Origin of the sequence: Salinivibrio sp. IB282 (genome assembly GCF_001995685.1) — a bacterium.
GTDB classification, from domain to species: domain Bacteria; phylum Pseudomonadota; class Gammaproteobacteria; order Enterobacterales; family Vibrionaceae; genus Salinivibrio; species Salinivibrio kushneri.
The window spans coordinates 1-25,335 of record NZ_MUET01000005.1 but is presented as its reverse complement, the minus strand read 5'-3'; the positions used below and the strand labels follow the sequence as shown (position 1 = coordinate 25,335).

The 25,335-nt window shown below is 53.8% G+C and carries 23 protein-coding genes and 1 other RNA gene; 9 read left to right on the top strand and 15 right to left on the bottom strand.

Annotated elements, in window-relative coordinates; translation table 11 throughout:
- Positions 1-9 precede the first annotated feature (9 nt).
- The 12 genes from murG to rsmI all read right to left on the bottom strand — a co-directional run bounded on the left by murG (position 10) and on the right by rsmI (position 12,592).
- Positions 10-1,074, bottom strand: a complete 1,065-nt coding sequence (gene murG, locus BZG14_RS02165; RefSeq protein ID WP_407719280.1) for an undecaprenyldiphospho-muramoylpentapeptide beta-N-acetylglucosaminyltransferase — start codon at positions 1,072-1,074, stop codon at positions 10-12.
- Positions 1,064-2,269: a cell division protein FtsW gene (ftsW, locus tag BZG14_RS02160; RefSeq protein ID WP_077607858.1), complete on the bottom strand. Its 1,206-nt coding sequence runs from the start codon at positions 2,267-2,269 to the stop codon at positions 1,064-1,066. The genes murG and ftsW overlap by 11 nt, the downstream gene beginning before the upstream one ends.
- On the bottom strand, positions 2,266-3,618 hold the full coding sequence (gene murD / locus BZG14_RS02155; protein WP_077607857.1) for a UDP-N-acetylmuramoyl-L-alanine--D-glutamate ligase: 1,353 nt from the start codon (positions 3,616-3,618) through the stop codon (positions 2,266-2,268). Before murD ends, ftsW begins: the two co-directional genes overlap by 4 nt.
- 2 nt (positions 3,619-3,620) lie before the next feature.
- Positions 3,621-4,703 carry a phospho-N-acetylmuramoyl-pentapeptide-transferase gene (gene mraY / locus BZG14_RS02150; protein WP_046073965.1) on the bottom strand — a complete coding sequence of 361 codons (1,083 nt, stop codon included), beginning with the start codon at positions 4,701-4,703 and terminating at the stop codon, positions 3,621-3,623.
- Positions 4,703-6,070: a UDP-N-acetylmuramoyl-tripeptide--D-alanyl-D-alanine ligase gene (locus BZG14_RS02145; RefSeq protein ID WP_077607856.1), complete on the bottom strand. Its 1,368-nt coding sequence runs from the start codon at positions 6,068-6,070 to the stop codon at positions 4,703-4,705. Before BZG14_RS02145 ends, mraY begins: the two co-directional genes overlap by 1 nt.
- Entirely contained in the window at positions 6,067-7,533 is a 1,467-nt protein-coding gene (murE, locus tag BZG14_RS02140) for a UDP-N-acetylmuramoyl-L-alanyl-D-glutamate--2,6-diaminopimelate ligase (protein WP_077607855.1), read from the bottom strand. The genes BZG14_RS02145 and murE overlap by 4 nt, the downstream gene beginning before the upstream one ends.
- On the bottom strand, positions 7,526-9,292 hold the full coding sequence (locus BZG14_RS02135) for a penicillin-binding transpeptidase domain-containing protein (RefSeq protein WP_077607854.1): 1,767 nt from the start codon (positions 9,290-9,292) through the stop codon (positions 7,526-7,528). The genes murE and BZG14_RS02135 overlap by 8 nt, the downstream gene beginning before the upstream one ends.
- Positions 9,289-9,618 (bottom strand): cell division protein FtsL, encoded by a 330-nt coding sequence (ftsL, locus tag BZG14_RS02130; protein WP_069363348.1) that lies wholly within the window; start codon positions 9,616-9,618, stop codon positions 9,289-9,291. The genes BZG14_RS02135 and ftsL overlap by 4 nt, the downstream gene beginning before the upstream one ends.
- A gap of 3 nt (positions 9,619-9,621) precedes the next feature.
- Entirely contained in the window at positions 9,622-10,572 is a 951-nt protein-coding gene (rsmH, locus tag BZG14_RS02125) for a 16S rRNA (cytosine(1402)-N(4))-methyltransferase RsmH (protein WP_077607853.1), read from the bottom strand.
- 16 nt (positions 10,573-10,588) lie between these two features.
- A complete protein-coding gene (gene mraZ / locus BZG14_RS02120) occupies positions 10,589-11,047 on the bottom strand; it encodes a division/cell wall cluster transcriptional repressor MraZ (protein ID WP_069363346.1) in 459 nt (152 codons plus the stop codon).
- Between the two features lie 252 nt (positions 11,048-11,299).
- Positions 11,300-11,680: RNase P RNA component class A (gene rnpB, locus BZG14_RS02115), an RNA gene on the bottom strand.
- 54 nt (positions 11,681-11,734) lie between these two features.
- On the bottom strand, positions 11,735-12,592 hold the full coding sequence (gene rsmI / locus BZG14_RS02110; protein ID WP_077484222.1) for a 16S rRNA (cytidine(1402)-2'-O)-methyltransferase: 858 nt from the start codon (positions 12,590-12,592) through the stop codon (positions 11,735-11,737).
- Positions 12,593-12,653: 61 nt separating this feature from the next.
- On the opposite strand from rsmI, the gene BZG14_RS02105 reads away from it, so the two are divergent.
- The 4 genes from BZG14_RS02105 to BZG14_RS02090 are packed head-to-tail and all read left to right on the top strand — an operon-like array spanning position 12,654 to position 15,994.
- Positions 12,654-14,504 carry a penicillin-binding protein activator gene (locus BZG14_RS02105; RefSeq protein ID WP_158011719.1) on the top strand — a complete coding sequence of 617 codons (1,851 nt, stop codon included), beginning with the start codon at positions 12,654-12,656 and terminating at the stop codon, positions 14,502-14,504.
- Positions 14,501-14,866, top strand: a complete 366-nt coding sequence (locus tag BZG14_RS02100; protein WP_069363343.1) for a YraN family protein — start codon at positions 14,501-14,503, stop codon at positions 14,864-14,866. Before BZG14_RS02105 ends, BZG14_RS02100 begins: the two co-directional genes overlap by 4 nt.
- A 3-nt stretch (positions 14,867-14,869) precedes the next feature.
- Complete coding sequence (locus tag BZG14_RS02095; protein ID WP_046073955.1) at positions 14,870-15,460, top strand: phosphoheptose isomerase; 591 nt, start codon at positions 14,870-14,872, stop codon at positions 15,458-15,460.
- Positions 15,461-15,463: 3 nt separating this feature from the next.
- Positions 15,464-15,994: a BON domain-containing protein gene (locus tag BZG14_RS02090; RefSeq protein ID WP_077456451.1), complete on the top strand. Its 531-nt coding sequence runs from the start codon at positions 15,464-15,466 to the stop codon at positions 15,992-15,994.
- 75 nt (positions 15,995-16,069) lie between these two features.
- On the opposite strand, the gene lptG is transcribed toward BZG14_RS02090, so the two are convergent.
- A complete protein-coding gene (lptG, locus tag BZG14_RS02085; RefSeq protein ID WP_077607851.1) occupies positions 16,070-17,143 on the bottom strand; it encodes an LPS export ABC transporter permease LptG in 1,074 nt (357 codons plus the stop codon).
- Positions 17,143-18,243 carry an LPS export ABC transporter permease LptF gene (gene lptF / locus BZG14_RS02080; protein WP_077607850.1) on the bottom strand — a complete coding sequence of 367 codons (1,101 nt, stop codon included), beginning with the start codon at positions 18,241-18,243 and terminating at the stop codon, positions 17,143-17,145. The genes lptG and lptF overlap by 1 nt, the downstream gene beginning before the upstream one ends.
- 192 nt (positions 18,244-18,435) lie before the next feature.
- On the opposite strand from lptF, the gene pepA reads away from it, so the two are divergent.
- From pepA to BZG14_RS02060, 4 genes are all read left to right on the top strand, one after another.
- Complete coding sequence (gene pepA, locus BZG14_RS02075) at positions 18,436-19,947, top strand: leucyl aminopeptidase (protein WP_077484210.1); 1,512 nt, start codon at positions 18,436-18,438, stop codon at positions 19,945-19,947.
- Between the two features lie 147 nt (positions 19,948-20,094).
- Complete coding sequence (locus BZG14_RS02070; protein WP_077599666.1) at positions 20,095-20,625, top strand: DNA polymerase III subunit chi; 531 nt, start codon at positions 20,095-20,097, stop codon at positions 20,623-20,625.
- Positions 20,626-20,642: 17 nt separating this feature from the next.
- Entirely contained in the window at positions 20,643-23,501 is a 2,859-nt protein-coding gene (locus tag BZG14_RS02065; RefSeq protein WP_077607849.1) for a valine--tRNA ligase, read from the top strand.
- 233 nt (positions 23,502-23,734) lie between these two features.
- The gene (locus BZG14_RS02060; protein ID WP_077456443.1) at positions 23,735-24,118 is read left to right on the top strand and encodes a DUF2061 domain-containing protein; all 384 of its coding nucleotides are present in this window, start codon (positions 23,735-23,737) and stop codon (positions 24,116-24,118) included.
- 51 nt (positions 24,119-24,169) lie between these two features.
- On the opposite strand, the gene rraB is transcribed toward BZG14_RS02060, so the two are convergent.
- Entirely contained in the window at positions 24,170-24,550 is a 381-nt protein-coding gene (gene rraB / locus BZG14_RS02055; protein WP_077484202.1) for a ribonuclease E inhibitor RraB, read from the bottom strand.
- 327 nt (positions 24,551-24,877) lie between these two features.
- On the opposite strand from rraB, the gene BZG14_RS02050 reads away from it, so the two are divergent.
- On the top strand, positions 24,878-25,335 hold a 458-nt coding region (locus BZG14_RS02050), incomplete at its 3' end, for an arginine deiminase family protein (protein ID WP_241824606.1).

Here is a 25,335-nt window from a genome sequence, read left to right as displayed (position 1 = left end):
CTCTATTCTCTATTTGTTGGCGTGCGTGACGATAACGTCCGCGACACGGGCATCTGCATCAATGATGGCCGCCTCTCTAGCCGCCCTTGCCATCGCTAACAAGCGTGGGCGGTCAAGCTGGTTGATTGTCTCAGCCAATGTGCTCGCTGTCAGTGATGGCTGTTCAATCATTAAAGCCGCACCACGGGCGACTAAGTAATCACCGTTGAGTGCTTGTTGCCTATCGGCATGCATAAAGGGGACGAAAATCGCCCCAACGCCAGCCGCCGCCAGCTCAGACACCGTCAATGCTCCGCTGCGGCAAATCACCACATCCGCCCAAGCATAAGCCTCGGCGACATCATCAATAAACTCACTGACTTCGACGTCACTGACACCGGCTTGTTGGTACGCATCGCGTGTCGGCTCAGCGTTGTGCTTGCCTGCTTGGTGGCGAACCGTGACCGCTTGCTCGGTGAGCGCAATCGCCTCTGGAACCGTTTGATTAAGGATCCTCGCGCCCTGACTGCCTCCCATGACTAAAACGCGCAAGGCGCCTTCTCGCTCACTAAACCGTTGCTCGGGGGCAGCGATATCACACACATCTCGACGTACTGGGTTACCGACCACTGTCTTGCCATCGAATGCGCCTGGAAACGCTTGTAACACTTGTTTGGCGACTTTCGCCAGCCAGCGATTGGTTAGGCCTGCCACCGCATTTTGTTCATGCAAGATCACGGGCACGCCACTTAACCACGCGGCAATCCCACCTGGGCCACTGACATAGCCCCCCATGCCTAATACAGCGTCGGGTTTAAAGCGCTTGATCACTTGCCGCGCTTGCCAAATCGCACTGACAATCATCCAAGGGGCTCGTAGCTTGCGCATCAGCCCCGATCCAATCAAGCCTTTAACGCGAATAAATGCGATCTCGATACCATATTTAGGCACCAAATCGGCCTCCATGCGATCCGCCGTCCCTAACCAGCAGATCTCCCAGCCTTGATTTTCTAAATACTTAGCGACCGCGAGCCCTGGAAAAACATGGCCACCAGTGCCCCCTGCCATCACTAATAATCGTTTTTTACTCATTATTCTGTTCTTTACCTTGATAAGGGTTTCTTTGGTGCGCTTGCGACGTGGCTAAGCGGTACTCGTGATCAATGCGCAATAGCAGTGCCACTGCCACCGCCATGATGACCAGACTGGAGCCCCCATAACTGATCAATGGCAAAGTCAAGCCTTTGGTCGGGAGCATGCCAGCGGCAGCGCCTACGTTGACCATGGTTTGGAACGCAAACCAGATCCCAATCCCGAAGGCAAGAAAACCGCCAAAGAGTTGGTTTTGCTCAAGGCAACGCTTACCAATAAATAAGGCTTTAAACACCAAGTAGAAAATCAAACACAAAATGACGCTGACACCCACCAAGCCAAGCTCTTCAGCAATCACCGCAAACACGAAATCGGTATGCGCTTCTGGCAAATATTCCAGTTTTTGAATGGAATTACCGAGCCCTTGTCCAAACCAATCCCCGCGCCCAAATGCCATTAAGGATTGAGTCAGCTGATAGCCACTGCCAAACGGGTCTTGCCAGGGGTCTAAAAAGGCGGTGACGCGGCGTACCCGGTAAGGCTCAGCGACAATCAAGCCTCCGACCAAGGTCAACCCGGTGATCAGCAGTGCAATAAACTGCCACAGCTTGGCCCCTGCGATAAATAACATCCCCACGGTGGTGACAAACATCACCACCACCGAGCCTAAATCAGGTTGCGCCAACAATAAGCTTGCGAAGAACAACAGCACCGCCAAGGGCTTAGCAAAGCCACGAAAATGTTCACGCACCTCACCATGGCGGCGCACCAGATACCCGGCTAAAAAGACAAATAGGGATAACTTGGCGMTCTCCGCTGGCTGAATATTGATCCCAGCCACAGAGATCCAGCGTGCGGCACCATTGACAGACCGACCCACGGCAAGCACCGCCAGTAACAATAGCGACGAGAGCAATAACATATAGCCGCTATAGCGCTGCCACCAATGCACGGGGATGTACATCACTAGCACGGCGGCGGCGATGGCGACCCCCAGATAAAAGGCATGACGTTTGGCAAACAAAAAAGGCGCATCCGCCAGCCTAAGCCCCACAGGCAAGGAGGCCGAGGTCACCATGACTAACCCAATAACCATTAACAGCAGCGATGTCCAGACCAATTGGCGGTCATACAACACGCCCGGAGACGGCGTCCGAAGCCACTGCCAGCAGAATTGAGGAAGTCGGCTTACAGTCATGTCTGCCTCGCGATCATCGATTCTACCTCGGCGATAAAAGCATCCCCACGGGCAGCAAAATTAGTGAACTGATCCAAGCTTGAACAAGCGGGTGATAACAGCACCATGTCGCCGGCACAGGCTTGGTAAGCCGCTGCATCGACCGCTTGGTGCAGCGTTTCCACACACTGCGCCGTGTTATCGAGCGCCGCCAGCTGCGTTTTATCTTTGCCAAAGCAGTAAAGCGACACGTCCAGCGTCGCCAAAACAGGTTGCAACAGACTAAAGTCGGCGCCTTTACCATCGCCCCCGACCAACAGGTGTAACCGCCCTTCAATATCTAGGCCATCGAGTGCCGCTAGGGTGCTGGCCACATTGGTAGCCTTTGAATCATTGACCCACAGCACGCCCTGATGCTTGGCGACTTTTTGACAACGGTGCGGGAGGCCAGCGTACGTACTGAGTGCTGCTTTTTGCCCTTGCTGACTAATGCCGACACTGTCAGCCAGCGCCATGGCCGCCAGCCCATTCGCCACGTTGTGACGGCCCACCAGTCCCAGTGAAGAGACGGGAAGCAGTGGCTGGCCGTGTGCCGCTAACCATGCCTCACCTTGGTCGGTGATAAGGCAATAGTCACCTTGATGAAAACCAAATAGACGCATGGAGGAGGCGGTGTTCGTTTGCAGATCATCGTGCGTTTGCGGATCATCGGCATTGGCGATCAGGGTAGTCGCATGGGTGAAAATACGGCACTTGGCGGCACGATAATCGGCCAAGCTGTCGTATCTATCCATATGATCTTCAGAGAAGTTCAAAAAGGCCGCGCCATCTAGAACCAGCGAGTCGGTAGTTTCGAGTTGAAAGCTAGACAGCTCTAACACATACAGCTCGTGACCGCGGTCGAGCAAATCCAACGCCGCGACACCGATATTGCCACCCACTCCGACGTCAATCCCGCTCGCTTTCGCCATTTCGCCTACCAGCGCTGTGACGGTGCTTTTGCCGTTGGAGCCAGTGATCGCCACTACCGGCTTATCGCAGTACCAGGCAAATAGCTCAATGTCTCCCACAATAGGCGTTCCTGCTGCATGGACTGGCGCCAACGCTGGCGTATGCAGCGATATCCCTGGGTTAGTAACGACCAAATCGGCATCGGCTAACCACTGCGCCTGCCAACTGCCAGTGTGCAACTCGACGTTATCTGGCAGTTGGTCTTGCCCCGGCGGCTGCGTGCGCGAGTCCATCACGCGGATACATGCCTTAGGGTGATGGCGCGCAATAAAACGCACCACCGATAGGCCAGTCACGCCCAAGCCCATCACGACGATATGGCGAAACTCGGTTAATGAATACTGGCTCGCGGCTGGCATGATTAGCGTACCTTGAGTGTGGCCAGCGCAATCAGCACCAGCATCAACGAAATGATCCAAAAGCGCACGATCACTCGCGGCTCCGGCCAGCCTTTTAGCTCATAGTGGTGATGAATCGGTGCCATGCGGAAAATGCGCTGACCACGCAATTTATAAGAACCGACCTGTAAGATCACCGACACTGTTTCCATCACGAACACCCCGCCCATGATGATCAGTAGCAGCTCTTGACGCACCAATACCGCGATGGTGCCGAGCGCGCCGCCTAATGCCAGCGAGCCCACATCCCCCATAAATACTTGCGCCGGGTAGGTGTTAAACCACAAAAAGCCCAGCCCAGCCCCGACAATCGCAGCACATACCACTACCAGCTCACTGCTGTATTGGATATACGGAATATGCAGGTAGCTGGCAAAGTTGACGTTCCCGGTTGCCCACGCAATAAAGGCAAACCCACCGGCGACCATCACGGTGGGCAAAATCGCTAACCCATCGAGGCCATCCGTCAGGTTCACCGCATTGCTGGTGCCGACAATCACAAAGTAGGTAAAGACCACATAAAACAGGCCAAGCTGCGGCATCACGTCTTTGAAAAACGGCACCACCAACTGAGTGGCTGCGGTGTCCTTGCCGTGCGCATACAGGGCAAACGCCACCCCTAACGCAATGGCGGATTGCCAGAAATACTTCCAGCGCGCGACCAAGCCATCGGTATTTTTGCGCACCACTTTGCGATAATCATCGACAAAGCCCACCGCGCCATAGCCGAGCAGGACAACCATCACCGCCCACACATAAGGGTTAGCCAAGTCCGCCCATAAAAAGACGGTTAAACTGATGGCAGCAACAATCAGCACCCCGCCCATGGTCGGCGTACCACGCTTGCTAAAGTGAGATTCAGGGCCTTCTTCGCGCACCACTTGGCCAATTTGCATCGATTGTAGGCGTTTAATCAAACGCGGCCCGGCCCATAGCGAGAACAATAGTGCGGTTAATGCACTCACAATCGCTCGGAACGTCAGGTATTCAAACAACCGCATCGAGGGTAAAAGGTTTTGTAGCGCCTCCGCTAACCATAAAAGCATTAGCAAGCCTCCTTGATGGCGGCAACAACGGCTTCCATCGCCATCCCGCGAGCGCCTTTAATTAAAATTGTGTCAGGTGTCTGTGTGTTTATCATGGCTACTACGTGCGCAATGAGCGCCTCTTTACTATCAAAATGGTCACCGCCACAGCATTCGCTGATCACACGGCTATCGTTTCCGGTCGTGAACACGCGGTCTAACTGTGCTTTTTCAGCATGCTCTCCCACTTCACGGTGCATTTGTTCACTGTATTGCCCTAGCTCAGCCATATCGCCCACAATGAGCCAACGCTCACCTGGGTAGCTGGCCAGCACATCAATCGCGGATTTCATTGCCGGCACACTGGCGTTATAGGTGTCATCAATCAACCTCAAGCCTGGTCGAGGCTCAGTGACCTGGGTGCGCCCCGCGGCATTTTCCATCGCTGCTAAGCCGCTCACCACATCGTCTAACCCCACGCTCGGCAGCTGCATCGCCGCGCAGCCGGCCATCAGTGCATTAGTGATATTGTGCACCCCGGGTAATGGCAAGGTGACCGTTTTTTGCATCTGGCCATCATTTAAGGTGATTTGATAACAGCCGGCATCGGTGAGCGTGCTATCTATCAACTTCAGTGGCGCCGCTTCGGTGTCAGTGACGGGGATCACCTGCTTGTCGGCCAGCACCGCTTGCCACTTTTCGTCGCCGTGGCTATGTTGATTCACCAATGCAATGCCACCTTCTGGCAAACCTTGGTAGATCTCACCTTTGGCAATCGCCACCCCTTCCATTGAGCCAAACCCCTCAAGGTGCGCCGCGGCAAGGTTGGTTACCATAGCGATATCCGGTTTCACCAACGACGTGGTGTAGGCAATTTCGCCAATATGGTTCGCCCCCAGTTCGATCACTGCATACTGGTGCTCAGAGGTCAGCCGAAACAGGGTCAGCGGCACACCAATATCGTTATTAAAATTACCTGCAGTGGCTAAGGTCGGGCCTTTTTGTGCCAGAATAGCTGCCAGCATTTGCTTTACCGTGGTTTTGCCACAGCTGCCGGTGATGGCAATGGTGGGTACCTGACATTGGCTTTTTACCCACGCGCCCAGCTGGCCAAGCGCGATACGCGTGTCCTCCACCCGCAATTGGGGCATCGCAACATCCAGCGGACGATCGACCACTATCGCCGCCGCACCGGCCGCTTTGGCTTGCTCTGCAAAGTCATGGCCATCAAAGCGGTCCCCTTTTAAGGCAACAAACATCGCCCCTTCGCCAAGTTCGCGGGTATCTGTGGTGATCGCCTCAATCTGGTCATTTTCAGGCACAAGCTCTCGGTGCAATATCGTCGCGTTCACCGCGTGCGCGAGGGTATCGAGTGAGGTCCGAATCATGATAACTCCTTGAGTTGTGCCGCCACCGTCTCTCGGTCGGAATAATGCACCTTGCCGTGCGCCAAAATTTGGTAATCTTCATGACCCTTGCCTGCAATCAGGACAATGTCATCAGCGTTCGCTTGTTGAATGACCTGAGTCACCGCGTCGGCACGATCATGCTTCACCCACGCGCGCTCTGGCGCCAGCATCCCCGTAAGCATGTCTTGGGTAATGGCTTCAGGCGCTTCGCTGCGAGGGTTATCATTGGTCAATACCACATGATCGGCGTTCTGCTCCGCCAAACGGGCCATTAACGGCCGCTTGCGTGTATCCCGGTCGCCGCCGCAGCCAAAGATGCACCACAGCGCGCCTTTACAATGACGTCGCAACGCAAGCAGCGCTTTCTCCAGCGCATCGGGCGTGTGAGCATAATCAACCACGACGGTCGGTTTGTCAGCAGCGAGAAAAACCTCCATCCGCCCTGTGACAGCTTGCAACTGCGGGGCCACCGCTAATAACGGCGCTAATGGGTAGCCCAGCCCCAATAAGGTCGCCAAGCTCACTAGCAAATTGCTGACATTAAAATCTCCCACTAATGCGGCATGGATCTCGCCTTGTCCCCAGGATGAGTCGATCTGCACCCGCACACCGTCGCTGGCATAGGCGACCGAGGTCGCGCGCACAAATCGGCCTGTGTGGGCTTGCAGTGAAGCTGCGTCCATGGCGACCGCGATAGCCTCTGGCCATTGCTGTAGCCAGGAGCGACCAACACTATCATCCGCATTGATGACTTTTAGTGGCGAGCCTAACGCAAACAGTTGCTTTTTCGCCTCGGCGTAGGCGTCGAGGGTGCCGTGGTAGTCAAGGTGATCATGACTTAAATTGGTAAATACCGCGGYATCAAAGGCAAGGCTGGCCACGCGCCCTTGCACCAAACCGTGCGATGACACTTCCATCGCGACATGGCGTGCACCTTGCTGCGCAAACGCCGCAAGCTGGGCTTGAATACCAATGGCATCGCCCGTAGTGTTTTCCGCCGCTTCTAATTGGCCAATAAAGCCATTGCCAGTGGTGCCCATCACCGCCGTGCGTTGATCGAGTGCATCAAGCCACTGAGCAATCAGTTGCGACACTGTGGTTTTGCCATTGGTTCCGGTGACACCAATCAACCCGAGGTGTTGCTGAGGATCCTGATAAAAGCGCGCCGCCATCGCAGAGAGCGCATGAGGTAACGCGCGCAAGCTGATCACTGGCACCTGATCGCGCCAGGCTATCTGGTCGTTTTCACCTTGTTGCACCACGGCCACCGCGCCTGCCTCAATCGCAGCCTGAATAAACTGGCGACCATCGACCTGATGGCCTTGCACCGCTACAAACACATCTCCATCACCGACGCAGCGACTGTCGAGTGTCATCTGCTTGACTGGGACGCTCGGCGCATCGGCCAGCCACGGACTCAGCCATTGGTTTAAATCATTCATTCTGGTTCACTTCACTTGCATACTTAGCCACTTGCAACTCAGGGCCTGTGCCCGCATCCGGTGCAATGTTTAAGATCTGGAGCGCGCTTTTCATCACATCAGAAAACACCGGCGCCGCCACCTGGCCACCATAATACTTGTCACCTTGTGGCTCGTTGATCACCACCACCATCGCCAGTCTGGGATCACTAATCGGTGCCAGGCCCGCGGTATAACCGATATACTCATCGCCATAACCGCCCGCTACTGCCACTTTCGCGGTACCAGTTTTCGCCCCGACTCGGTAACCGTCCACCGCAGCACGGCGTGCGCTCCCGCCTTCTTGGGTCACGCCCTCTAGCATTYGCAGCACTTTATACACATTTGCACGCGAGGCGACTTGTTTCCCTTCAGTCACTCCCTCGCGCTTTAAAATACTCAGCGGTCGATTGATGCCCAGCGAGCCGAGCGTGGCATAGGCACGCGCCAGTTGCGCCGGCGTCACTGACAAGCCATAACCAAAGGCCAGCGTCGCTCGTTCAAAGTCTGACCAGCGGCGGCGTGAGGGGAAGTGCCCAACCGATTCACCCACCAACTCGACGCCAGTACTTGCCCCGAGGCCAAAGCTACCGTATTCGCCCAACAGGGTCTCCACGGGCATCGCCAACGACAGCTTACTGACACCGATGTTGCTCGATTTTTTGAGGATCCGTGCGAGATTGGCTTTACCCACTTTGGAGACATCCCGCACGCGACTGCCCCCGATTTGCATGATGCCATTACTGGTATCTATTACGGTGTCCATATCGGCAACACCGTTTTCTAAGGCGGTGAGTACCACAAAAGGCTTCATGGTTGAGCCCGGTTCAAACACATCAGTAATCGCGCGGTTACGCATATTAAAGCTTTTCAGCGAGCTGCGATTGTTAGGGTTATAAGAGGGAGCGTTAACCATGGCCATCACTTCGCCGGTTTTGACATCCACCATCACCAACGAGCCAGACGTGGCGCGATAATCAGCCACCGCTTGCTTAATCGCACGATAAGCGATGGCTTGCAAACGCTGGTCGATACTGAGCGTGAGTGACTGGCCTTCTTTTTTGTCTTCGGTGGCAATGTGCTCGACCACACGGCCAAATCTGTCTTTGCGCACAGTGCGCTTGCCATGCTCTCCAGCAAGCCAGTCATCAAACCGGCGTTCAATCCCTTCCAAGCCATGGCCGTCAATGCCTGTCATCCCCACTAAGTGGGCACTTACCTCAGCAYTAGGATAAAAACGGCGGGACTCGGCTTTAAGACCGACACCGGGCAAGTCGAGCTTGTTTACATACGCAGCCATTGCGGGGCGTACTTGGCGCTGCAGATAAACAAAACGCCGCTTGCGATTCGCTTGAATTTTGTCAATCAGCGCCTGGCGGTCTAGGCCCAGTACATCAGCCAGCRCGTACCAGCGTTCAACGTTGTTGAGCCCCTGGTGTTTAAATACGGTCACCGGATCGGCCCACACCGCTTGCACGGGGACACTGACCGCCAACGGCTCACCTTGGCGGTCTTCAATCATCCCACGCGCGGAATGCACTTGTTCAACCCGTACTGAGCGCAAGTCCCCCTCATGACGCAGCCTATCGGGCTCAATCACTTGGATATACGCCGCACGTGCCACCAGTGCGACCAAGGCCAAGGCGATAAACGCGCAAATAAGGCCAAAGCGCCACTGGATCAGCACAGGTGGCGCTTTCGGTGTACGGCGATTGGCAGGCTTGCTAGAACGTTTTTTCACCGGCTATTACTCAAAGATCGTTTGACGATCACTTCGTTATCACTGGTTGGTCGAATCATGCCAAAATCCTCACGCGCGACGGCCTCCACATGGCTGTGTTCTGATAACGCGTTTTCTTCCAGCAATTGATTTCGCCACTCCACTTCAAGGGTTTCGCGCTGCTCAAGCAGCGCATCTTGTTTGGCTATCAAACTACGGGTCGATTGCGTCATCGACACCACAGCGATCGCTGATAGCAATACCGCCACCAACAACCCCAACGGCAACTTACCGATGGCCAGCACGTCCTGACGAATCTGTTTGGCAAGGCTGGGGCGCGGCTCCATGATTTACCCTAGTTTCTCCGCGATGCGTAATACCGAACTACGCGCACGTGCGTTTTGCGCCACCTCATCAGCTGACGGTTTAATTGCCTTACCAATGGGCTTCATCGCCGCCGAGCCAAGCTCCGCGATCTGCGCTTCAGTCAAAGGCACGCCTTTGGGCACGTCTGGGCCTTTGCTTTGTTTGCGAATAAAGCGCTTCACCATGCGATCTTCTAACGAGTGAAAGCTGATCACAGACAAACGGCCACCGGGGGCGAGGCTTGCCAACGCCCCTTGCAGTGCTTGCTCAATCTCATCCAATTCACTGTTGATATAAATGCGGATCGCTTGAAAACTGCGCGTCGCTGGGTGTTTTTTCTTTTCTCTAAACGGCACCGCATGATCAATCAGCTTCGCCAGCTGGTTAGTGGTAGTAAGCGGTGTCGCTTCTTCGTCCTCACGATGACGCACAATCGCGTTGGCAATCCGGCGAGCAAAACGCTCTTCACCAAACACTTTTAACACCCAAGCAATGTCGTCTGGGCTGGCAGTTTCTAACCACTGCGCCGCTGACTGGCCGCTACTGGGATCCATGCGCATATCTAAAGGGCCGTCATGCATAAAGCTGAATCCACGGCTAGGATCGTCCAGCTGTGGAGACGACACGCCCAGATCGAGCAAGATGCCATCGACTTTTTCACTCAAGCCCCGGTCGCGCAGATAGGCCTCGATGTCAGAAAAAGGACCATGAATGATTTGAAAGCGAGGATCGTCAATGGTGCTGGCTTCTTCAATCGCGCGAGGGTCGCGATCAATGGCGTACAAACGCCCGTTTTCACCCAGCTGCGATAAGATATGGCGAGAGTGACCGCCGCGACCAAAGGTACCATCGACATAAATGCCGTCTGGCTTTATCGCGAGGCCGTCTACCGATTCGTTCAATAGGACGGAAACATGGGTATACTGTTCTGACATAAGTTCACTTCATTATTTACAGAGAGAGGTCAGCTAACCGCTCACTGATCATCGGGGTTGATTCCGCCTGTGTGTCCATATCCTGGCGAATTTGTGCCTGCCATGTTTGCTCATCCCAAATCTCAAACTTGTTGAGTTGGCCCACCAGCATCGCTTTGCCCTCAAGCCCCGCATACTGGCGCAGCGCCGCGGACAGCAATAGCCGGCCTTGGCCATCCATCTCACAATCAAAGGCATGGCCGAGTAGCAAGCGCTGCAAGCGTCGTTCTGCCGGCTGAAAGCTCGACAGCTGTGCAAGCTTGTCTTCTATCACTTCCCACTCCGGGACGGGATACAAGGCCAAACAGGGGAGCTGGTGATCGATCGTGCACACAAACTGGCCGTCACAATGGGTAATTAAGCCATCGCGATAGCGAGTGGGTAGGGCGAGTCGCCCTTTCTTGTCGACCGATATGGCACTGACGCCGCGTAGCATGGCGCTATTTTCCCTTTTTCACCAAGATTATCCACTTTACACCACATTTTCCCACCCAGAAGTGTACGTAGCAGGTAAAAAGAAAGTCAAGCAAGCCATGACAGTGACAAAGATCACACTTAGGGAGATTAAACAAGATATTTCAGCGGGTTAATCAGTCGCTAAGCCAACCGATCACATCAGGTTATAACCAAATCGTCTGATTCAAACGCTGAAAAAGAGAGGGCGAGCCCAAAAGGCTCGCCCGATAATGAGGTGAGTTGGCCTGTAAGCCGGGTTCTGTACCGTAAAAACGGCGGTAACCATTCGTCTAGGCCTGCAATCGCTCACAGGCTCCAGCAACCTACCCGTCCCCAAACGCGGGCCGCGCCAATAGGGACCTATTTGGTCTTGCTCCGGGTGGAGTTTACCGTGCCACGCACTGTTGCCAGCCGCGCGGTGCGCTCTTACCGCACCCTTTCACCCTTACCTGTGCTCCGAAGAGCCATCGGCGGTCTACTCTCTGCTGCACTGGTCGTAGGCTCGCGCCTCCCAGGCGTTACCTGGCACCCTGCCCTGAGGAGCCCGGACTTTCCTCCCCTTCATCAGTCTCCCGTGGGACATCAATAAAGCAGCGGTTACCCGGCCAACTCGAGCGGGGGAGTATATAGAAGAATCACCACGCAAGCCAGTGTAAATCACGCTTAGCTACAGATTCTCCAAGCCCCACTTATAGAGTGCGTTCTTTTTAACCGAATACAATTCCGCGACTAATGCCGCTGCCTTTTTCAGGGGTAGCTCAGCGGCCAATAAACCGAGGGCATGACACGCCGCCGACGGCAACGCGCTTTTATCGGCACGATAACCCGCTACCAATAGCACCATTTCACCGCGTAGCCGGTTGGCATCCTCATTTAACCACGCAATCAGTTCGCCTAACGGTGCCCCATGAATGGTTTCAAAGGTTTTGGTCAGCTCACGCGCCAATACCACGCGCCGATCCTCACCCAACACTTCACGCATATCCGCTAAACTGTCGCGAATCCGGTGCGGCGATTCATAGAAAATCAAGGTACGAGGATCATCAGCCAAAGTGCGGAACGTATCCTGACGTGCTTTTGTCTTAGGCGGTAGGAACCCTTCAAAACTAAAGCGGTCTGAAGGCAAACCAGAAGCACTTAATGCGGTCACCACCGCGCAAGCGCCTGGCAAAGGCACCACGCGCACACCCGCTTCACGGCATTGCGTGACCAGATGGTAGCCAGGGTCGCTAATCAACGGCGTTCCCGCGTCCGAGACTAATGCAACTGACTGGCCTTGTTGCAAGCGCGCTAATAATGCCGCCGCTTTTTGCTGCTCGTTATGCTCATGTAAGGCAAAGGTCTTCGCATTGATAGAAAAATGCGAGAGCAATCGTGCGGTGTGACGCGTGTCTTCGGCAGCAACCAGATCCACGCTGGCTAACACATCGAGTGCACGCTGGGTAATATCCGCCAAGTTGCCTATCGGTGTTGGCACAATATATAGCGTGGGGTGAGCATGGTCGGATAGATTTGCATCAGTCATTTGTTTAACAACCCTTCGGCGATTAAGATAGGGGCAACGTTGTCACGGTTGAAACATGTTCATGGTTAAACTTACCCAGAAGCGTCAAAGTGTAACACGACTTATCACCCCTGTAGCCCTAGCGTTAGCGCTGGCTGCATGTAGTGCACCGACGTCTACGCCAACGGCGCGTGATGTCATCAGTCAGCCGGCAACGGAGAATTCGACATTTTATCTGTTGCAGGCAGAAACCAGCCAAGGTGAGAAGCAAAACGACTGGTATCTACTGGCGATCAAAGCACTCATCAACGAGCAACAGCTAAACCAAGCCGACGTGCTATTGCAGCGCTTGTCAGAGCGCCAACTCAACACCGAGCAACGTATTGAGTGGACCTTGGCTCGTGCGCGGCTTTTCGCACAAACCGGCCAACTCACCCAAGCCGATCAGGTACTGGCGCTTTCTCCCGGCTGGCAGCTTACAGACAGCCAGTATGTGCGTTTTTACCAGCAAAAGGCCAAGATTGCCCGCCAGCAAGACAATGCGCTCGGTGCGGTGAAAAACCAATACCAATTAGCAAATTATGCCAACGCCGATGACGCGCAGCAGGCATGGAATACCTTGTGGCAAGATTTACAGTTACTGAGCCAAACTGAAATCAAACAGCTGCAAAACAGCGATGATGACATTCTCGCCGGCTGGATTGCGTTACTTGATATTGCCCGGCGTTACACCGGCGATGTTGCTGAGATGCAAAGCCAGTTAGATGCCTATTTAACGTCGCACCCTGCGCATCCCGCCAACCAGTATCTCCCAGATAACTTAGCCGACATTAAAGCCTTGACTATCACCCAACCGACTCGTGTTGGCGTGATGTTGCCATTGACTGACAAATTCTCCGAGCAAGGGGATGCGATTCGCGATGGTTTTGTCGAGGCCATGCTGGATGCTGATAGCGAACAACGCCCTGAGGTCCGTTTTTATGACACCAACGCGTTAGACGTTAACACGCTCACTCAGCGCATCACTGATGACGGCGTTGATTTTGTCGTCGGGCCTTTGCAAAAACACAAGGTAGCCGCCGTCAGCAACGCCATTGCCGGGCAAGTGCCTTTGTTGGCACTGAATGAACCCACGGATGATCACTACCAGCAAGGAGTATGCTACTTTACCTTGTCGCCCGAACAAGAGGCAGCGCAAGCGGCCGATCGCTTGCACCAACAAGGGTACCAATTCCCGCTGGTGCTCTATCCTGACTCTGCCTTTGGACAGCGAATGCGCGATGCCTTTTCCACGCGCTGGCAATCACTGACCGACACCGAGGTAGAACAAGCACCGCTGGGTGATCGCGATAAAATGCAAGCGCGCATCCGTGATATTTTCGGTTTGGACGCCAGCCAACGCCGAATCGCTCAAATGAAGCAACTCACCGACTTGCCGTTGCAATCACAAGCGCGCAGTCGTCGGGACATTGATGCCGTGTATATGGTCGCCGGTGCGGCCGAGCTGACCTTGCTCAAGCCCTTTATCGAAGTGGCCATTAATCCGGATGTGCAGCCACCCAAGCTGTACGCCAGCTCACGCAGTAACAATCGCGCAGACGGCATGGGGCAATTAGCCGAACTGCAAGGGATCGAGTTTAGTGATATTCCGCTGCTGATTAGCCCCCAAAGTGCAGCGTATCAACAATACCAGCAGCGCCATCCATCGCCGAGCAATAACACCACGCGTTTACACGCGCTTGGAATGGATGCATACGGCCTGCTGAAAGGGTTACCGCAAATGCAGGCACAACCTGGCTACCAATTGAGTGGCCAAACAGGCCAATTATCACTGGCGGAACACTGTGTTATTCATCGGCAGCTGGACTGGGCGCGATTTGGCAAAACAGACATCGAGCCGATTACCACTCAAACCACGCAGGATGCGCAGTGATACGTCCTCAGCCTAGGGCGAAAGGACAGGCTTACGAGGCACACGCTTGCCAGTACCTCGTGCGACACGGGCTCCGCGTTTTAGATAAAAACGCGCACAGTCGCCGCGGGGAAATCGATCTGGTGATGCAAGACGGCACCTGCTTGGTATTCGTCGAAGTCCGTTTTCGCCGCGGACAAGATTTTGGCGGCGCAGCAGCCAGTATTACCGCCGCTAAGCAAAAGCGTTTAATTCTCGCGGCAGAGCGCTGGATGCAGTGCCACGGGGTAAAAAGTACACAAACAGAATTTCGCTTTGACGCCGTCACCTTTGATGGCAGTGTTGAGGCGGTCAACTGGATTAAAAACATTGTTCAAGGGTAAGTCATGCTAGAGAGCATCAAAGAGAGCTTTACCGAAAGTATTCAAACCCAGATTGCTGCTGCCGAAGCGATCCCTGAGTATCTGTCACAATCGGCTCAAGTGATGGTACAAAGCCTGCTTAATGGCAATAAAATCCTGTGTTGCGGTAACGGTGGCTCAGCCGCCAATGCCCAGCATTTCGCGTCTTGCTTGCTTAATCGCTTTGAAACCGAGCGCCCCAGCCTGCCAGCATTAGCGCTGACCACAGACACCACCACCTTAACGGCGGTGGCCAATGACTATAGCCATGATGAAGTGTTTTCTAAGCAAGTACGTGCCTTGGGGCAAGCTGGCGATATCTTGCTGGCGATTTCCACCAGTGGTAACAGCAAAGACATCATCAAAGCCATGGAAGCGGCGGTGACCCGTGATATGACTATTATTGCGATGACCGGCAAAGACGGTGGCGAAATGGCCGGGTTGCTCGGGCAGCGCGATGTCGAGATCCGCATTCCGTCACAACGTACCGCACGGATCCAAGAAGGGCACTTACTCACCGTACACTGCTTGTGCGACCTTATTGATCAGGTGCTCTTCCCCTCTCACGGAGAATAAACCATGCGCCTGATAATCACCTTGATGTTTGCGCTTGCCTTGCAAGCATGCTCTACCGTGTACTCCTCCGACCCACGCACCACTGGCGAGGAGTGGCAAGACACACAAATTGGCCTAAACACCGCTGGGATTGTTAATAAACCGCCGTTTAGAAACAAAATTCGTGCGAAAGCGGCCGCTTTTCAAGGGCAAGCACTGTTAGTGGGGCAAAGCACCGATCCGGCTCTGACCGAGCAATTGGTTGAGCGCATTCGCGCATTGGACAATGTCGACGTCGTCTATAACGAAGTGCGCGACGCGCCGATGATTGGCCTTGCCGATATCAGCACCGATGGCTGGCTCACGACCCGCGTCAAAGCCGCTTTTGTAGCTGACGATCAATTGCGTTCGGTCAACATCAAGGTGATCACTGAAGCCAGAGAAGTGTTTTTAATGGGTGCCGTCACCCAAGCGCAGGCAGACAAAGCGGTAGATATCGCCCGCAATGTCCGTGGCGTCGAGCGCGTAATCAAAGCCTTCCAGTACAAGGACTAACACGAGGTAACGCTTTCGTTAGTCCCAAGCCAAAAAGGCCAAGGATTTTCCTTGGCCCTTCTATCAGGTACAGCACTACAACTTACGCCGGAGCAGCAGCAAGGTGATCACTAAGAAAATCACACTTGGGGTAATGGCTCCAACCGCTGGTGGTAATTTGTATACTAAGCTCATTGGCCCAAAGACTTCATTGGCAATGTAAAAGCCAAAGCCAAAGATCACACCCGACAATACGCGCGCTCCCATGGTGACGCTCCGCAGTGGGCCAAACACAAAACTGAGCGCCAGCAACATCATGACCGCAATCGACAAAGGCTGGACCGCTTTACGCCATAACGCAAGCTCATAGCGAGAGGCATCCTGCTGCGAGGCTTTCAGATAAGTGACGTAACTGTACAAGCCCGATAAAGATAACTCCTCGGGTTTCACCGTTACGACCGCAAGTTTGTCGGGCGTGAGGGTGGTTTTCCATACCAATTGATCTTGCGTCACATTCGAAATCGCTTCGCGCTTTTGCATCCGGGTAATGGTGACGTCTTTGAGCATCCAACTGTCTTGATTGAGGTAGTCAGCGCTTTCGGCAAACACCACATTGGTCATGGTTTGCTGATCGTCAAACTTCCAGATACTCACCCCAGTCAGGTTGTCTTGCTCATCGGCGCGAGCAATATAAATAAAGTCATTGCCGTCTTTAGCCCATACGCCGCGCCTCACCGACATCACATTGCCGCCTGATTTAGCGATAGCACGCAACTCACGCGCCGCTTTTTGCGCATCGGGCGCGCCCCATTGACCCAGCACCATCACGATGAGCATCAAGGGGATCGCGGTTTTGAGCACCGACATACCGATTTGCAGCTTAGAAATGCCCGCCGCCTGCATCACCACCAGCTCGGAGCTGGATGCCAGCATCCCTAAACCAATCAAGGCACCCAGCAATACCGCCATTGGGAAAAACATTTCAATGTCACGGGGGACACTCAATACCACGTATAAAATGGCTTTACCCATGGTGTAGGTGCCATCACCCACCGAGCGCAGCTGCTCCACAAATTTGATGATCGCTGACAACCCCACCAAGGTCGCTAAGCACAAAGACGAGGTGCCAATCAGCGTGCGACCGATATACCAATCAAGAATGCGAAACATCAGGCAGATCCTTTTAAGCTAGCTTTGAGTTTTCGCACCGGTAGCGAATCCCAACCGGCAAGCACCACAGCCAATAACAAGGCAGCGATATTGACACTCCAAAGCCCAATTTGAGCGGGGAGATCGCCATCTTCAACCGCGGATTTGGCGGCACTGATTGACAAAAAGTACGCCAGATAAATCAAAATAGCGGGGAATAGCTTAGCAAACCGCCCTTGGCGTGGATTCACCGCCGACAATGGCACCACGATCATGGTCATCAACGGAATACACAATACCAAGGAGATACGCCACTGCAGTTCGGCGCGAGCTTTCAAGCTCGACTCGCCAAACAATTGCAGCGTTGGCACCGCATCCCAATCGCGGCTTTTCTCGCGCACTTCGCGTTGACCAATCAACACCTGATAGTTCTCGTAGGTGGTCACGCCATAATTAAGCCGGGTCGGCAGCCCCTCTGTGCGGGTGCCATCGACCAAGTCTAGTACTTGGCGGCCATCGGTTAACTCTGAGACATAGCCTTTATCCGCCACCACCACATTGGGCAACAAGGAGTCACGCGGCACCGGCTGGGCAACAAATACCTGATTGAGGGTTTGGCCATCATCTTCAATATTATCGACAAAAATGACCGCCTCACCGGAAGGGGCGCTTTGAAATTGGCCTTGCACCAGCAGCTCCAGCCCTGATTTGGCTTCCAGCTGCTCCATGACTTCTAACTCTTGGTTATTGGCCCACGGTGTTAGCCAGAGTGCATTGAAAACGGCCACCGAGCCGGTAATGATCGCCAAATAAAGCGCCGCGCGGATCAGAAATTCATTGCCGATCCCGGTGGCGTTCATCACGGTGATCTCACTCTCGGCATAGAGCCGCCCGAATGTAATCAAAATGCCGATATACAAGCTCAAAGGTAACATCAGCATTGCCATCGACGGCATGTATAAACCCACTAAGGTAATAATTTGATCACTCGGGATCGATCCTTCCGTGGCATTGGCCAGCACACGGATGAACTTTTGGCTGAAAAAGACCAGAAATAACACAAATAAGACTGCAACTTGTGTCTTAACCGTCTCCCGGATCAAATATCGAACAATTATCAAAGCGAAGGCACCTATGGAAAACTTGTTTTTTTACTCAAATAACTATAGTTTCTGGTTTAATTAGTTGTTTTCTAATCTTTCGGCCATTTGTTGACCGCCGGCTGATCCGGGCGCATGAAGATGCGTTCCACAACATAGAGGCGGCATTATCCAACATTTGGTCTCAATTGTCTTTAGGATCTAGGAGTACAAATGGAGTTCAGTGTAAAGAGCGGTAGCCCCGAAAAGCAACGCAGTGCCTGTATTGTCGTCGGTGTGTTTGAGCCTCGCCGCCTCTCCCCTGTGGCCGAGCAGCTTGATAAAATCAGCGATGGTTATATCAGCGCCCTGTTGCGCCGCGGTGATCTGGAAGGTAAACCCGGCCAGGTGCTCCTGCTGCACCATGTCCCGAATGTCCTATCAGAGCGCGTACTGTTGGTCGGCTGCGGTAAAGAACGTGAGCTGGGCGAGCGTCAGTATAAAGAAATCATTAAAAAAACCATCAACACCCTGAATGAAACCGGGTCGATGGAAGCGGTCTGCTTCTTAACCGAACTGCACGTTAAAGGGCGCGACACCTACTGGAAAGTCCGCCAAGCGGTTGAGAGCACCAAAGATAGCCTGTACACCTTTAACCAATTCAAAAGCGTTAAGCCAGAAATTCGCCGCCCACTGCGCAAAATGGTGTTCAACGTGCCAACGCGTCGTGAACTGAACTTGGGTGAGCGCGCTATCGCGCACGGCTTGGCGGTTGCCTCAGGTATTAACGCCTGTAAAGACTTGGGTAACATGCCACCGAACGTGGCCAACCCGGCGTACCTTGCCTCGCAAGCGCGTCGCCTTGCCGACGACTATGAAACAGTCACAACCCGTATCATCGGCGAGCAAGAAATGGAAAAACTGGGCATGCATTCTTACTTGGCGGTTGGCCGAGGCTCAAAAAATGAGTCGATGATGTCAATCATGGAGTACAAGAACAACCCAGACCCAGACGCCAAACCGATTGTATTGGTGGGTAAAGGCCTAACCTTTGACTCGGGCGGCATTTCTATCAAGCCTGGCGCCAACATGGACGAGATGAAATACGACATGGGTGGCGCTGCCTCGGTCTTTGGAGTGATGCGCGCGCTGGCCGAGCTCAACTTACCAATTAACGTTATCGGGGTGCTGGCTGGCTGTGAAAACATGCCAGACGGTCAAGCGTATCGTCCGGGTGATATTCTCACCACCATGTCAGGCCAGACAGTAGAAGTACTCAACACCGACGCCGAAGGCCGCTTGGTACTGTGTGACGCCCTCACCTATGTTGAGCGTTATGAGCCAGAATGTGTGATTGACGTCGCCACCTTAACCGGGGCGTGCATCATGGCCTTGAGCCATCACATTAGTGCCTTGATTGCCAACCAAAACCCACTGGCGCACGATATCATCAATGCTTCAGAGCAAGCCGGTGACCGTGCGTGGCGTCTGCCAATGACTGACGAGTTCCAAGAGCAGCTCGACAGCCCGTTTGCCGATATGGCCAACATTGGCGGTAAAGGTGGTGGCACCATCACCGCCGGGTGTTTCTTGTCGCGCTTTGCCAAGAAATACAACTGGGCGCACCTAGATATCGCCGGTACCGCTTGGAGAAGTGGCGGAAAAGAAAAAGGCTCGACCGGTCGCCCGGTGCCGTTGTTGGTTCAATTCTTACTGAATCGCTCTGGCCTGGAAGTGGAAGAGTAAGGAGAAGGAGGCCAACCGGCCTCCTTTTTTGTTCAGGCTTTATTCAATACTGGTGTCTGCGCGCGCAATCGGCTATGTTGTTGGGCTCGCGCGACCCGGACACCCTGCTTTTGGGACGGAGGCCGTTTCTCATATTTAGGAGCGTATATGCCCACCGCCACCTTTTATTTGTTATCGCCGTCTGATGCAGCCGACGATACCGAATGCCCGGGGCTAACACCCGAGCAGCAAGCGCGTGAAAACAAAGACAGTGACACGCAACAACGTGACACACAAATCATAGTAGCAACTGCTATCGAACTGGCTTTTTACTACTATCAACAAGGGCAACGCATTTACCTGGCCGCGCAAGACCAAGCCCAAGCGCATCAACTCGATGATCTGCTGTGGCAACGTGACCCAGATGTATTTTTGCCCCATAACTTGGTCGGTGAAGGGCCGCGAGGCGGCGCACCGGTGGAAATCGGCTGGCCTGGCGTACGCCATACGGGCCATCGCAGTGTGCTTATCAATTTGGCGACAGAGCCATCAAATTTTGCGCCTTCGTTTGCACAAGTGGTAGACTTCGTCCCTTGCGATGAGACGCTCAAACAGCACGCGCGTCACCGATATAAAGCATACCGACTGGCAGGCCTGCAACTTCATACCCTGGCCATCGACCAATCGCCCAAACCTTGACGATCTTCAAGAGCGCTATGGAAAAGACATATAATCCACAATCAATCGAAAAAGCGCTGTATCAGCGCTGGGAAGAGGAAGGCTATTTCCGACCTCATGGTGATACCAGCAAAGATGCGTTCAGCATCATGATCCCACCTCCAAACGTGACCGGTAGCCTGCATATGGGCCACGCGTTCCAGGATACCATTATGGATACCCTGACCCGTGCCGCACGAATGAAGGGCAACAATACCCTATGGCAAGTGGGAACGGACCACGCCGGTATCGCGACGCAGATGGTCGTGGAGCGCAAGATCGCCGCCGAAGAAGGCAAAACCAAACACGATTACGGTCGCGAGGCCTTTGTTGACAAAATTTGGCAATGGAAAGGCGAATCTGGTGGCACCATTACTCAACAATTGCGCCGCCTAGGGGCCTCTGTCGACTGGGATCGCGAACGCTTCACCATGGATGAAGGCTTTTCTAATGCGGTGAAAGAAGTGTTTGTTCGCCTGCACCAAGAAGACTTGATTTACCGCGGTAAACGCCTGGTGAACTGGGATCCTAAGCTGCACACGGCGATTTCCGACTTGGAAGTGGAAAACAAGGATAAGAAAGGCCACATGTGGCATTTCCGTTATCCACTTGCTGATGGCGCCCAAACCGCTGAAGGCAAAGATTACATAGTGGTGGCCACCACCCGTCCAGAAACCATGCTGGGCGACACCGGTGTTGCGGTCAACCCAGAAGACCCGCGCTATAAAGACCTGATTGGCAAGCACGTATTGCTGCCTGTGGTCAATCGTCGCATCCCAATTGTGGGCGATGAGCACGCCGACATGGAAAAAGGCACCGGCTGTGTGAAGATCACCCCCGCGCACGACTTTAACGACTACGAAGTCGGCCAGCGCCACCAGCTACCGATGATCAACATCCTGACCTTGAACGCCGACATTCGCGAACAGGCAGAAGTCTTTGATCATAAAGGTCAGCCAAGCGATGCCTTCGATCGTGCCTTGCCAGAAAACTACCAAGGCCTAGAGCGTTTTGCCGCGCGTAAAGCGATCGTCGCCGAATTTGATGCACTGGGTTTATTGGCTGAAATTAAAGATCACGATCTGACCGTGCCATATGGCGATCGCGGCGGCGTGGTGATTGAGCCAATGCTGACCGATCAGTGGTATGTGCGCACCGCGCCACTGGCCGAGCCGGCGGTAAAAGCTGTCGAAGACGGCGATATTCAATTTGTGCCTAAGCAGTACGAGAACATGTACTTCGCGTGGATGCGTGATGTGCAAGATTGGTGTATTTCACGCCAGCTTTGGTGGGGCCACCGCATTCCTGCCTGGTACGACGATCAAGGCAATGTCTATGTGGGCCGTGACGAAGACGAAGTGCGTCGCGAGAACCAGATTGGCGACGATGTCGCGCTGCGCCAAGACGAAGACGTGTTGGATACCTGGTTCTCCTCCGCGCTTTGGACCTTCGGCACCCTAGGCTGGCCCGAAAACACCGATGCACTGAAAACCTTCCACCCCACCGATGTGTTGGTGTCAGGTTTTGACATCATCTTCTTCTGGGTGGCACGCATGATCATGATGACCATGCACTTCATCAAAGATGAAAACGGCAAGCCACAAGTGCCGTTTAAGACCATTTACATGACTGGTCTTATCCGCGATGAAAATGGCGCCAAGATGTCAAAATCCAAGGGTAACGTGCTCGACCCGCTCGATATGATTGACGGCATCAGTGTTGATGATTTGGTAGCCAAGCGCACTGGCAACATGATGCAGCCAAAGCTAGCAGAAAAGATTGAAAAAGCGACCCGTAAAACCTTCGAGAATGGCATCGAAGCTCACGGCACCGACGCACTGCGCTTTACCCTCGCGGCACTGGCCTCAACCGGCCGTGACATCAACTGGGACATGAAGCGCCTTGAAGGGTATCGCAACTTCTGTAACAAGCTATGGAACGCCAGCCGTTATGTGCTGATGAACACCGAAGCGCAAGATTGCGGCATGAGCGGCGGCGAGATGCAATTCTCACTGGCCGATCAGTGGATCGAGTCTCAGTTCCAGCAAGCAGCGAAAGACTTCAATACCCATCTCGACAACTATCGCCTCGATATGGCGGCAGGCGTGTTGTATGAGTTTATCTGGCACCAGTTCTGTGACTGGTACTTGGAGCTGACCAAGCCTGTACTGTGGAAAGGTGACGACGCACAGCAACGTGCGACCCGTTACACCCTGATCACCGTTTTGGAAAAAACTTTGCGTCTCGCGCACCCTGTGATCCCCTACATCACGGAAGCGATTTGGCAGAGCGTCAAACCATTGGTTGACGGTGTCGACGGCGACACCATTATGAACCAGCCGTTGCCGCAATTTGATGCCAGCCGTGTTAACGCGCAAGCCTCCGAAGACATTGAGTGGGTGCAGCAGTTTATCGTCAGCATCCGTAACCTGCGCGCAGAATACGACATTGCCCCAAGCCAGCCGCTTGAAGTGATGTTAAAAGCCGCAGATAGCCGTGATGCAGAACGTGCCACCCGCAACCGCACCACCTTAAATGCGCTGGCGAAACTCGGCAGTTTCACCGTGCTTGACGGTAGCGAAACCTTGCCTGCGTGTGCCTCTGCGTTGGTCGGCAGCTCGGAGATCTTGATCCCGATGGCAGGTCTGATTGATAAAGACGCCGAGTTGGCACGTCTGGATAAAGAAATCGCTCGCGTCGAAGGTGAAATCAAGCGTGTTGAAGGCAAGCTCGGTAACGAAAGCTTTGTCGCCAAAGCACCTGAAGCCGTGGTGGCGAAAGAGCGTGAAAAGCTCGATGGTTACCGTGAGAGCCTCACCAAGCTTGGTGAGCAAAAAGCAACGATCGCGGCGCTATAGCCCTCAGCTCACTCAGCCTATCAAGCCACACCCCTCGGTGTGGCTTTTTTTATGCCCCACCTCTGCGCAAAATGGACTTGGTCAGTTTTTAAACGCTTGTTATCCCTAGCACTGATCGCCGTTGATAGTTCGCCTCTATGTAAAGGATAGTGAGAACCGTTTTTATTTATCGACAGTCTCTATGCATACTGTCAGTGTTGATTAAACGCGTGTTGCCAATAAGGAGCTACACCATGAAGAAGACACTCAGTTTTGCGGCTATCCACTTTTCTATCGCCTTTACCGTCGCCTATGTGCTGACCGGCGATATCATCATTGGCAGCCTGATTGCGATGACCGAACCCACCGTCAATACCGGGGCGTTTTATCTTCATGAAAAACTCTGGCAGCTTAGCCGCCGCGCACGTCCCGCGGTGAAAACCGCCAGCTTTGCGGTCGTGCACTTTAACGTCGCGTTTTTGGTAGGCTATTTAATCAGTGGCGATTGGTTAGTCGGTGGCGCACTGGCGCTGGTTGAGCCAAGCATCAACACCTTGGCGTACTTCTTCCATGAAAAGGTGTGGCAGCGTCGCCATGCGGTAAAACCCGCACCGCCCCACTTGGGGCATCATCATTAAAAAAGCCACGTGTTCGTGGCTTTATACTCAGTCGTTTAATCGGGTCGCGCGTTACTCGCCCTCAGGACCTTCCTCTTCACCTGACTCGAAGTAAGTGCCCCAGCCGTCGTAATCAATGTGGTGCTTATCGGCTAATGCCACCAGCTTTTCGACTTGCTCATCAATGCGCTCAGCATTCAAAGCCGTTTCCATCACCGCGTCAAAGCAGACGATAGTGCCGCCCTCTTCCAGCTCAAGCTCTTCAGCTTCGGCCACATCAAAGCCCATTTTAAAAGCTTCTACCGCCGCATCTTCCAGCGCTTCAAAGGTATCAGCACACAGGTGATGCTCAATGGTATATAGCGCATCAGGATCACTGCCATCGGCAAGAAGCTCCTCGATGATCATCCGCGTTTCTTGGTGTTGTTGTTCGATAAGTTCAGCCTGTGACATAGACGCGACTCCAGAAAATGAATACGGGCGCAATATGGCATGGTTTGGCAAAAAATGCCACGTTCCATCACAGTGTCATTGATGAGAAAACCGCCAAGTTAATGAATTTTCTGTGACCTTGCTAGTCCGGCGAGATTGTTAGTGATTTGTAACATTGACCTCCCCCGAGAAGGTTGTCATTATTCGAGCATCCAAGGAGGAGATGAGACACGCCCACCCTGTGCAAACGGCCTGCATTCCCACCTAACCGGTGAGCRCACCGCCCGTGTGTGCAACACGCTGTTTGTCTCATTACCTGGCCCGTATTAAGGAAAAAGAGGACCTACCATGAGTGAGTTTTACGTTGGATCTGAAGTTGGGCAACTGAAGCGTGTACTGCTTCACCGCCCTGAACGAGCGTTGAACCACCTGACGCCATCTAACTGCCACGATTTGTTGTTTGATGATGTGCTGGCTGTTGAGCGCGCGGGCGAAGAGCATGACATGTTTGCCCGCACCCTCACCGACCAAGGCGTCGACGWGTATCTGCTCCACGATTTACTGGTCGAAACCCTGGCCGTGCCCGAAGCCAAACAGTGGCTGCTCGACACCCAGCTCAACCACTACCGCCTCGGTTATCAATTCGCCAGTGATGTACGCGCCTACTTGGCAGACATTGACCACAACACCCTGGCTGACATTCTGCTCGGTGGCTTAAGCTATATCGACTTGCCCGTGCAATCATCCTCAATGATGCAGGCCATGCACGATAAAACCGACTTTGTGATTGAGCCGCTGCCTAACCA

Excerpts from the sequence above, each read along its gene's own strand:
- murD (WP_077607857.1), bottom strand. The coding sequence starts at position 3,618 with ATGCCAGCCGCGAGCCAGTATTCATTAACCGAGTTTCGCCATATCGTC.
- mraY (WP_046073965.1), bottom strand. The coding sequence starts at position 4,703 with ATGCTTTTATGGTTAGCGGAGGCGCTACAAAACCTTTTACCCTCGATG.
- BZG14_RS02145 (WP_077607856.1), bottom strand. The coding sequence starts at position 6,070 with ATGATTCGGACCTCACTCGATACCCTCGCGCACGCGGTGAACGCGACG.
- ftsL (WP_069363348.1), bottom strand. The coding sequence starts at position 9,618 with ATGGAGCCGCGCCCCAGCCTTGCCAAACAGATTCGTCAGGACGTGCTG.
- rsmH (WP_077607853.1), bottom strand. The coding sequence starts at position 10,572 with ATGTCAGAACAGTATACCCATGTTTCCGTCCTATTGAACGAATCGGTA.
- mraZ (WP_069363346.1), bottom strand. The coding sequence starts at position 11,047 with ATGCTACGCGGCGTCAGTGCCATATCGGTCGACAAGAAAGGGCGACTC.
- rsmI (WP_077484222.1), bottom strand. The coding sequence starts at position 12,592 with ATGACTGATGCAAATCTATCCGACCATGCTCACCCCACGCTATATATT.
- BZG14_RS02105 (WP_158011719.1), top strand. The coding sequence starts at position 12,654 with ATGGTTAAACTTACCCAGAAGCGTCAAAGTGTAACACGACTTATCACC.
- BZG14_RS02095 (WP_046073955.1), top strand. The coding sequence starts at position 14,870 with ATGCTAGAGAGCATCAAAGAGAGCTTTACCGAAAGTATTCAAACCCAG.
- BZG14_RS02090 (WP_077456451.1), top strand. The coding sequence starts at position 15,464 with ATGCGCCTGATAATCACCTTGATGTTTGCGCTTGCCTTGCAAGCATGC.
- lptG (WP_077607851.1), bottom strand. The coding sequence starts at position 17,143 with ATGTTTCGCATTCTTGATTGGTATATCGGTCGCACGCTGATTGGCACC.
- pepA (WP_077484210.1), top strand. The coding sequence starts at position 18,436 with ATGGAGTTCAGTGTAAAGAGCGGTAGCCCCGAAAAGCAACGCAGTGCC.
- BZG14_RS02070 (WP_077599666.1), top strand. The coding sequence starts at position 20,095 with ATGCCCACCGCCACCTTTTATTTGTTATCGCCGTCTGATGCAGCCGAC.
- BZG14_RS02065 (WP_077607849.1), top strand. The coding sequence starts at position 20,643 with ATGGAAAAGACATATAATCCACAATCAATCGAAAAAGCGCTGTATCAG.
- BZG14_RS02060 (WP_077456443.1), top strand. The coding sequence starts at position 23,735 with ATGAAGAAGACACTCAGTTTTGCGGCTATCCACTTTTCTATCGCCTTT.
- rraB (WP_077484202.1), bottom strand. The coding sequence starts at position 24,550 with ATGTCACAGGCTGAACTTATCGAACAACAACACCAAGAAACGCGGATG.